7 protein-coding genes are annotated in these 9,470 nt (G+C 69.9%); 6 read left to right on the top strand and 1 reads right to left on the bottom strand.

The features are described from left to right. Positions 1-962: DEAD/DEAH box helicase (locus ABNT58_RS20005; protein WP_348755177.1), on the bottom strand; the 962-nt coding region annotated here is incomplete at its 3' end. Positions 963-1,026: 64 nt separating this feature from the next. Between ABNT58_RS20005 and argA the strand changes: the two genes are divergently transcribed. The 6 genes from argA to dnaG form a co-directional block, all read left to right on the top strand. After that, a complete protein-coding gene (argA, locus tag ABNT58_RS20000; RefSeq protein WP_348755176.1) occupies positions 1,027-2,364 on the top strand; it encodes an amino-acid N-acetyltransferase in 1,338 nt (445 codons plus the stop codon). 18 nt (positions 2,365-2,382) lie between these two features. Continuing rightward, positions 2,383-2,679, top strand: a complete 297-nt coding sequence (locus tag ABNT58_RS19995) for an oxidative damage protection protein (RefSeq protein WP_250196865.1) — start codon at positions 2,383-2,385, stop codon at positions 2,677-2,679. A 68-nt stretch (positions 2,680-2,747) separates the two neighbouring features. Continuing rightward, on the top strand, positions 2,748-3,785 hold the full coding sequence (locus ABNT58_RS19990) for a Fe(3+) ABC transporter substrate-binding protein (protein ID WP_348755175.1): 1,038 nt from the start codon (positions 2,748-2,750) through the stop codon (positions 3,783-3,785). An 81-nt stretch (positions 3,786-3,866) separates the two neighbouring features. Next, positions 3,867-4,184 carry an H-NS histone family protein gene (locus ABNT58_RS19985; protein ID WP_348755174.1) on the top strand — a complete coding sequence of 106 codons (318 nt, stop codon included), beginning with the start codon at positions 3,867-3,869 and terminating at the stop codon, positions 4,182-4,184. 262 nt (positions 4,185-4,446) lie between these two features. Next, positions 4,447-7,536, top strand: a complete 3,090-nt coding sequence (locus ABNT58_RS19980; protein ID WP_348755173.1) for an EAL domain-containing protein — start codon at positions 4,447-4,449, stop codon at positions 7,534-7,536. A 9-nt stretch (positions 7,537-7,545) separates the two neighbouring features. Continuing rightward, on the top strand, positions 7,546-9,470 hold a 1,925-nt coding region (gene dnaG / locus ABNT58_RS19975; protein ID WP_348755172.1), incomplete at its 3' end, for a DNA primase.

Below are 9,470 nucleotides of genomic sequence, written 5' to 3'. Positions count from 1 at the left end.
GAGGTTTCGGCCACGTTGGTGGCCAGCACGATGCGCGGCGCGCCGCCGGTGGAAAACACCCGGTCCTGCTCCTGCTGCGACAGCCGCGCGAACAGCGGCAGGATGTCGGCATGCCGGTGTGCGGGCTGGTGAGCCAGGTGCTTGCGCAGGTGGTCGGCGGCCTCGCGGATCTCACGCTCGCCGGGCAGGAAGACGAGGATGTCGCCGCCGATGCGGCCCGACCACAGCTCATCCACCGCATCGACGATGGCATCGTTCAGGCCGTACTCACGGCTTTCCTCGAACGGCCGCCAGCGCTGCTCCACCGGGAACAGCCGGCCCGAGACCATGATCACCGGAGCGGGCCCATTTCTCCCCGCAAAGTGGTTGGCGAACCGCTCCGCATCGATGGTGGCCGAGGTGACGATGATCTTCAGGTCGGGCCGGCGCGGCAGGATCTGCCGCAGGTGGCCCAGCAGGAAGTCGATGTTGAGGCTGCGCTCGTGCGCCTCGTCGATGATCAACGTGTCGTAGGCGCGCAGCAGCGGGTCGGTCTGCGTTTCCGCCAGCAGGATGCCGTCGGTCATCAGCTTGACGCTGGCGCCCGGCTGCAGCCGGTCCTGGAAGCGCACCTTGTAGCCCACCACCTCGCCCAGCGGCGTCTTCAACTCTTCGGCGATGCGCTTGGCCACGCTGCTGGCGGCAATGCGGCGCGGCTGGGTGTGGCCGATGAGCTTGCCGCCGTTGACCTTGCCGCGGCCCAGCCCCAGCACGATCTTGGGCAGCTGCGTGGTCTTGCCCGAGCCGGTCTCGCCGCAGACGATGACCACCTGGTGCTCGGCAATCAGCCGCGCGATTTCATCGCGGCGGGCCGAGACCGGCAGGGATTCGGGAAAGTCGATGGCCAGCGCGGCGGCGCCGGCGGCAGGGGTGGGGGCTGGATTCACGGGGGGCGGATTATCGCCAGCCGCGGCACCGGGCATGCCCGCAGCCGCCGATGCCCTGGGGCCCTGCGGCACAATGCCCGGCCCCTGCTGCCGTACATCGATGAACCTCATCTTCCCCCATACCTTCGTGCCCTGGTTTCGCTCGGTGGCGCCCTACATCCATGCCTACCGCGGCAAGACCTTCGTGGTGGCGATGGCGGGCGAAGGCATTGCCGCGGGCAAGCTGAGTGCCTTCGTGCAGGACCTGGCCATCCTGCAGGCCATGGGCATCAAGCTGGTGCTGGTGCACGGCTTCCGGCCGCAGGTGAGCGAACAGCTGCGCGCCAAGGGCCACCCCGAGCGCTTCAGCCACGGCCTGCGCATCACCGACGCGCCGGCGCTGGACGCGGCGCAGGAAGCCGCCGGCCAGCTGCGCTTCGAGATCGAGGCCGCCTTCTCGCAAGGCCTGCCCAACACCCCGATGGCCAATGCCACGGTGCGGGTGGTCTCGGGCAACTTCCTGACCGCGCGGCCGGTCGGCATCGTCGATGGCGTGGACTTCATCCACAGCGGCATCGTGCGCAAGGTGGACGCCACCACCATCCGCCGCACCATCGACAGCGGCGCCGTGGTGCTGCTGTCGCCTTTCGGTTTTTCGCCCACCGGCGAAGCCTTCAATCTGACGATGGAAGACGTGGCCACGTCCACGGCCATCGCCTTGCAGGCCGACAAGCTGATGTTCATGACCGAGCTGCCGGGCATCCGCGAAAACCAGGAAGACCCCGAAAGCGCCATCGACACCGAACTGGCGCTGGCCGATGCCGAGAAACTGCTGGCGGTTTTACCCGCCACCAAACCCACCGAGCCCGGCTTTTACCTGCGCCACTGCGTCAAGGCCTGCCGTGAAGGCGTGGAACGCTCGCACATCCTGCCCTACAGCCAGGACGGCGCGCTGCTGATGGAGGTTTACACCCACGATGGCATCGGCACCATGGTGGTGGACGAAAAACTCGAGAGCCTGCGTGAAGCCACGGCCGACGACGTCGGCGGCATCCTGCAGCTGATCGAACCCTTCGAGCGCGACGGCACCCTGGTGCGGCGCGAGCGCACGTCGATCGAACGCGATATCGCCAACTACACCGTGATCGAGCACGACGGCGTGATCTTCGGTTGCGCGGCGCTCTATCCGTATCCCGAAGCGGGCACCGCGGAAATGGCCGCACTCACCATCAGCCCGCAGGTGCAAAGCCAGGGCGACGGCGAGCGCATCCTCAAGCGGGTGGAGCAACGCGCCCGCGCGATGGGCCTGAACAGCATTTTCGTGCTCACCACCCGCACCATGCATTGGTTCATCAAACGCGGTTTCCAGCCAGTCGATCCAGATTGGCTGCCCGAGGCGCGCAAGCGCAAATACAACTGGGACCGGCGCTCGCAAGTGCTGGTCAAGCAACTTCAGTAACCATTCGCAGGAGAACCCATGACCCGCACCGTGCAATGCATCTACCTCAAGAAGGAAGCCGAGGGTTTGTCGTTCGCCCCCTATCCCGGCGAGCTGGGCAAGCGCATCTACGACAACGTCAGCAAGGAAGCCTTCGAGGCCTGGAAGAAGCACCAGACCATGCTGGTCAATGAAAACCGCCTCAATCTGGCCGACGCGCGCGCCCGCCAATACCTGGCGCGCCAGATGGAACGCTTCTTCTTCGGCGAAGGCGCCGAGCAGCCCACCGGCTACGTGCCGCCCACGCCCGGTCAAACCCCCGGCGCGCAGGGTTGATTAACGCGAATCATTCTCGATAAGACCTATACTGGCGGCCCCCTAGACAGACTGTGCTGAGGAGCCCCATGTCCCTATCGAAAGTGTTCCTGGCGGCCACCGCCGCGGTGGCCCTGCAGCTGCCCGCGCAGGCCCAGGAACAGGTGTTGAACCTGTATTCCGCCCGCCACTACCAGACGGACGAGGCGCTTTACAGCAACTTCACCAAGGAAACCGGCATCCGCATCAACCGGGTGGACGGCGACGACGCCGGCATCCTGGCGCGCCTGAAGAGCGAAGGCGCCAGCAGCCCGGCCGACGTGATCCTGCTGGTGGACGCCGCCCGCCTGTGGCGCGCCGAGCAGGACGGCCTGTTCCAGCCGGTCAAGAGCGCCACGCTCGACAGCCGCATTCCCGCCAACCTGCGTGGCAAGGACGAAGGCCAGGGCGGCCAGTGGTTCGGCATGTCCACCCGCGCCCGCGTCATCATCTACAACAAGATCAAGGTCAAGAAAGAAGACGTCGCCACCTACGAATCGCTGGCCGACCCTAAATTCAAGGGCAAGATCTGCATCCGCTCCGGCTCGCATCCCTACAACCTGTCGTTGTTTGGTGCGATGGTCGAACACCTGGGCGCCGAAAAGGCCGAGACCTGGCTCAAGGGCGTCAAGGACAACTTGGCGCGCGACCCCAAGGGCGGCGATACCGACCAGATCAAGGCCGTGGCCAGCGGTGAATGCGACGTGGCCGTGAGCAACAGCTACTACTTCGCACGGATGATGCGCTCGAACAACCCGGAAGACCGGTCGGTGGTCGAGAAAGTGGGCGTGGTGTTCCCCAACCAGCAAACCTGGGGCACGCACGTCAACATCGCCGGTGCCGGCGTGGCCAAATACGCGCCGCACCGCGCTGCCGCCGTCAAGTTCCTGGAGTATCTGTCCAGCGACTCCGCGCAAAGCTACTTCGCGAACGGAAATAATGAATGGCCGGCAGTGCCCACCGTGAAACCGGCCAATCCGGCACTGGAATCGCTGGGCACCTTCAAGTCTGAAACCATCCACGTGGTTGCGGTGGGCATGAACCAGACCAAGGTACAGCAAATGCTGGACCGTGTCGGTTTCAAGTAAGCTTTTTACGTAGCCAGCTTCTCCCGGGCACGGCGCGATGATATATTCGCGCCGTGCCCGTTTTGTCTGAGGAGACCCCGATTGGCTACCCTGCAAGAACTTCTCGCCCAGAAAGCTTCGCTCGAAAAGCAGATCGCTGAAACACAGCGCGAAGAGCGGGCAAACGCCATTGCCAAAGTCAAGTCCATCATGAGCGAGCATGGACTGACGCTGGCCGACCTTTCCCAGCGCGCCACGCCCGCCCGCAGCAGCGGCAGCGAAGGAGGCGCCCCGCGCAAGGTGGCCGCCAAATACCGCAATGGCGACACCGGTGAAACCTGGTCCGGCCGCGGCCTGCAACCCAAATGGCTGAAAGCCGCGCTGGCCGAAGGCAAGCAGCTGTCCGATTTCGCCATCTGACCCCCGCCCCCACGATTGGTTGAACTGATTGGCGGGCCCCTGGCCGGCGGTTGAGCCGCCGGCGGCCCGACCCGCGGTCGGCGCAAGGTTGCAAGACCCTCGCCCCACCGCCTAGCATGCCGGTAGCGCGCACCGCCGCGTGTTTGTCTGTTGCACGCGCTGCTCGTAGTGCTCCGTGTCCTCGCTACCGCCCACACTCCCCCCGTCGACCGCCGCCTTCGACTCGGCCGCCGCTGAGCTGGATCGCCCAGCCGCGCCCGCCATGGCATTGGCCGGCAAATCCGCCGGCGCGCTGCCGCCTGCCGCACCCTCCACCAGCCCCTCGCGCCGTGCCGAGGCCGCGCGCCAACGGCTGCGCACCTGGCGCCGCGGCCTGCTGGTCGGCGCGGCCAGCGCGCTGCTGGCCTGGGTCGGGCTGCGCTTTGGCAGCCTGGACGACAGCGCCGTGCTGCTGTGGCTGCCGGCCGGCTTCGTGCTGGGCGCCATCCTGCGCTGGGGGCCTGCGATGGCGCTGGCCGCCGTGCCCGGCCTGCTGGCCGCCCATCTGGCGGCCGACAAGAGCCTGGTGCTGTCGGCCCTGTGCGCCGCGGTGGAAGCCGCGGCGCCCTGGCTGGCCGCGGCCTGGCTGCAGCAACGCCGTTTCCAGCCCCGCCTGCCCGGCGCCCGCGATGCCCAGTTGCTGGGGGCCGCCGTGTTGGGCAGCGCCTGCATCACCGGGCTGGGCCATGGCCTGCTGGACCTGGCCGCTGCCGCGCGGACGGGCGGGCTGTCGGCCTCGGCCATGGCGCTGCTCAGCAGCATGGGCGCGGCGCTGGGCGGCCTGTTGGGCAGCCTGCCCTGGCTCACGCTGGCCGATGGCCGCAAGCGCCGGCCGCCGACGATCAACGGCCTGGGCAGCCGGCTGCTGCTGTCTGCCGCCGCCGTGCTGGCGGGCGGGGCCGCGATGCTGGCGGTGGCGCCGATTTCGGCCGCCCAGACCTGGCTGCTGTTCGTGCCGCCCATGCTGCTGACCTGCCTGGCCGCGCGGCATTCGCTGCGCTGGTCGTCGGGCGCGCTGCTGGCCCTGGCGCTGGCGTCTGTGGTGCTGCTGGCGCCCGGCCACGGCCCCTTCGGCGCCCGCGGCGACCGCGGCCATGCCTTGCTGCTGCTGTGGGGTTACCTGGGCTGCTGCGGCGTGCTGGTGCTCATCGCCCATGCGGGCAGTGGCGAGCTTCGGCGCGTCAAGCACCGCTGGCGGCTGGCGCTGGAAGCGGCCGACGTGGGCGTGGCCGACTGGGACCTGGCCACCGGCCGCAGCCATACCTCACCGCGCTGGCAGGCGTTGCTGGGCGCGTCCACCCCGCAGACCAGCAGCCTGCCGCCCCAGCAGGCCTGGCTGGCCCTGGTGCACCCCGACGACCGCGAGCGTGAAGCCGCCGACCTGCGCGCGCTGCAGCAGCCGGGCCGCGACAGCCACCGCCGCGACCTGCGGCTGCACACCGCCAAGGGCTGGAACTGGTTCCAGGTGCAGGTGCTGGTGGCCGAGCGCGACGACCGCGGCGCGCCGCTGCGCATGATCGTCACCGCCACCGACATCGGCGAACGCCGCGCCAACGAAGAGCGCCAGCGCCTGTCGGCCCGGCTGTTCCAGCACCTGCACGAAGGCCTGCTGATCACCGACGCCGACCTGCGGGTGCTGGACGTCAACCCCACCTACTCGCAGATCATGGGCGTCTCGCGGCACGAGCTGCTGGGCACCGTGCCGCCGCTGCTGGCCGCCGCCCGCGCCGGCACGCCCAGCGGCGATGCGACCAGCCCCGGCGCCCATGGCGGCATGTGGGCCAGCCTGCGCGCCACCGGCACCTGGCGCGGCGAGGTGGTGGACCGCCGCCGCAACGGCGACCCCTGCGCGCTGCAGGTCACCATCACCGCCGTGCTGGGCCCCGACGGCCAGCCGCGCTACCACGTGCTGGTGATCTCCGACATCACCGAGCAGCACCTGCAGCGCCAGCGGCTGGAGCGGCAGGCGCTGTTCGACGAACTCACCCGCCTGCCCAACCGCGCCCGGCTGGCGCAGATGCTGGCCGACGCCATGGCCGCGGCCGACCGCGAAGGCACGCTGCTGGCGGTGTGTTACCTCGACCTCGACCACTTCAAGCCGGTGAACGACCGCCACGGCCACGCCGCCGGCGACCGCCTGCTGGTGGAACTGGCCCACCGCCTGCGCGGCGCGCTGCGCAGCAATGCCGCCTGGTCCGATGCGGCGGCCCGCCTCGGCGGCGACGAATTCGTGCTGCTGCTGCGCGCCGGCACGCTGGACGAAGCGCGGCTGGCGGTAGAACGGGTGCTGCGCGTGATCTCGCAGCCTTACGCCATCCAGCCCGGCGCCGATCCGGTGACCGTGACCGCCAGCGTCGGCGCCACCGTGTACCCGCTGGACCGCAGCGACGCCGACACCCTGCTGCGCCATGCCGACCACGCGATGTACGGCGCCAAGCAGTCGGGCCGCAACGGCTACAGCTTCTTCGACCCCGAGCACAGCCGCCGCACCGAAGAACGCGTGATGGCCATCGGCCGCGTGCAGGAAGCCTTGGACAACCACGAGCTGGAGCTGTACTACCAGCCCAAGGTGGACATGCGCCGCGGCACCGTGCTGGGCATGGAAGCGCTGCTGCGCTGGAACCACCCCGAACACGGCGTCATCTCGCCCGCGCAGTTCCTGCCGCTGATCGAGCACACCGGCCTGTCGGCCCGGGTGGGCGACTGGGTGATGGGCCAGGCGCTGGAGCAGCTGGCCCGCTGGCAGCGCCAGGGGCTCGACCTCTCGGTCAGCGTCAACGTTTCGGCCCGCCACCTGCAGGAAGCCGACTTCGCGCAGCGCCTGGCCGAGATGCTGGCCCGCCATGCCCGCCCGCTGGGTGAGCGGCTGGAGCTGGAGGTGCTGGAAACCGCCGCGCTGGCCGACATCGACTACACCTCGGCCCTGCTGGAGCGCTGCCGCCGCCTGGGCGTGCGCTTCTCGCTGGACGACTTCGGCACCGGCTACTCCACCCTCACCTACCTCAAGCGGCTGCCGGTGGACGTGCTCAAGATCGACCGCAGCTTCGTGCGCAACATGCTGGAAGACCGGCAGGACCTGGCCATCGTCGAAGGCGTGATCGGCCTGGCCCGCACCTTCGGCTGCAGCGTGGTGGCCGAGGGGGTGGAGCTGCCCGCGCAGGCGCGGCTGCTGATCGACATGGGCTGCGACATCGGCCAGGGCCACGGCGTGGCCAGCCCGATGCGCGCGCCCGAGGTGCTGGGCTGGGTCAAGGGCTACCGGGGCCTGTTCACCGCCGTCCCGGCGGACGCCGAGGGCATGCCGCCTCGCTAGACTGGCGGCATGATCCCTGCCGGTTTTATCCAGGAGCTGCTGTCCCGCGTCGACATCGTCGACGTCGTCGGCCGGCATGTGCAGCTCAAGAAGACCGGCGCCAACCTGATGGGGCTGTGCCCCTTCCATGGCGAAAAGTCGCCCAGCTTCTCGGTCAGCCCCAGCAAGCAGTTCTATTACTGCTTCGGCTGCGGCGCCTCGGGCGACGCGGTGCGTTTTTTCACCGAGCACACCGGCGCCAGCTTCCGCGAGGCGGTGGCCGACCTGGCCCAGCAGGTGGGCCTGCAGGTGCCCGACGACGAACGCAACCCCGAAGAACGCGCCCAGGCCGCCCGACAGAAAGAGCAGCAGGCCAGCCTGACCGACGTGCTGGCGCGCGCCGCCGACCACTACCGCAAGCAGCTGCGCGCCAGCCCGCGCGCCATCGACTACCTCAAGGGCCGCGGCCTGACCGGCGAGATCGCCGCCCGCTTCGGCCTGGGGTATGCGCCCGACGGCTGGCGCAACCTGTCCAGCGTGTTCCCGCGCTACGACGACCCGCTGCTGGCCGAATCGGGCCTGGTGATCCTGCACGAAGCCGAAGGCGGCGCCGACGAGAAGCGCTACGACCGCTTCCGCGACCGGGTGATGTTCCCGATCCGCTCGGTGCAGGGAGAGGTCATCGGCTTCGGCGGCCGGGTGCTGGACCGTGGCGAGCCCAAATACCTCAACTCGCCCGAAACCCCGGTGTTCGTCAAGGGCCGCGAGCTGTACGGGCTGTTCGAGGCCCGCGCTTCGATGCGCGGCCGCGGCTATGCGCTGGTGGTCGAAGGCTACATGGACGTGGTGGCCTTGGCGCAGCTGGGCTTCGAGAACGCCGTGGCCACGCTGGGCACGGCCTGCGGCGAAGAGCATGTGCGCAAGCTGTTCCGCTTCACCGAATCGGTGGTATTCAGCTTCGACGGCGACGCCGCCGGCCGCCGCGCCGCCGGCCGCGCGATGGAAGCCGCGCTGCCCTTTGCCACCGATACGCGCAGCATCCGCTTTTTGTTCCTGCCGCCCGAGCACGACCCTGACTCATACGTGCGCGAGCATGGCGCCGAGGCCTTCGAGCGCTGCGTGACCGAGGCGGTGCCGCTGTCGCGCCAGATGATGGACGTGGCCGCCGAGGGCTGCGACCTCACCACGCCTGAAGGCCGCGCGCGCTTTCTGGCGCAGGCGCGGCCGCTGTGGGCGGCCCTGCCGGCCGGCGGCGCGCTGACGCGCCAGATGCTGGCCGAGATCGCCCGCCAGGCCGGCCTGCCCGATGCCGAGCTGGCCGCGCAGTGGGCGCAGGCGCCGCAAGGCCATGGCGGCCGTGGCGCCCGGCAGGAGCACCGGCACGACGTGTACGAAGACGACGGCGGCGAAGCCGCGGCCCATGCGGCGCTGGGCGGCTATGGCGCCGCCGCGGCGGCTGACGCGCCGGCCGGCTACGCGGGTGGCGGCGGCTACGGTGGTGGCTACGGCGGCGGCCAGGGCGGCCGGCCCGGTGGCGACTGGCGCCAGCGCAGCGCCGGCGGCGGCCGCTTCCAGGGCAAGTACGGCGGCAAGGGCGGCGGCCGTGGCGACTGGCGCCAACAAGCGCCGATGCCGCCGCTGGCGCCCCGGCGCGCGCCGCGCCGGCCCGAAGACCGCATCGTGCACATGCTGCTCACGCATGCCGAGTGGTGGGACCAGCTGGCCCCCGACGACCTCGACCTGCTGCACGGCTTTGACGGCGTGCATGGCGACCTGCTGCGCTGGCTGGAGCGCGACCTGCACGACCACGGCGCGCGCCCCTGGGCGGTGCTGCGGGTGGCGCTGGCCGACGACGCCACGCTGGCCGAGGCGGTCAGCCGCGTGGTGTCGCCCGACCCGGCCGACGACGAGGCCGAATTCGCGCAGCTGCGCGCCGCGCTGGACCAGTGCCTGCT

Source organism: uncultured Aquincola sp. (assembly GCF_964001545.1).
Lineage (GTDB): Bacteria > Pseudomonadota > Gammaproteobacteria > Burkholderiales > Burkholderiaceae_C > Aquincola.
This window is presented reverse-complemented; position numbering and strand designations above follow the sequence as displayed.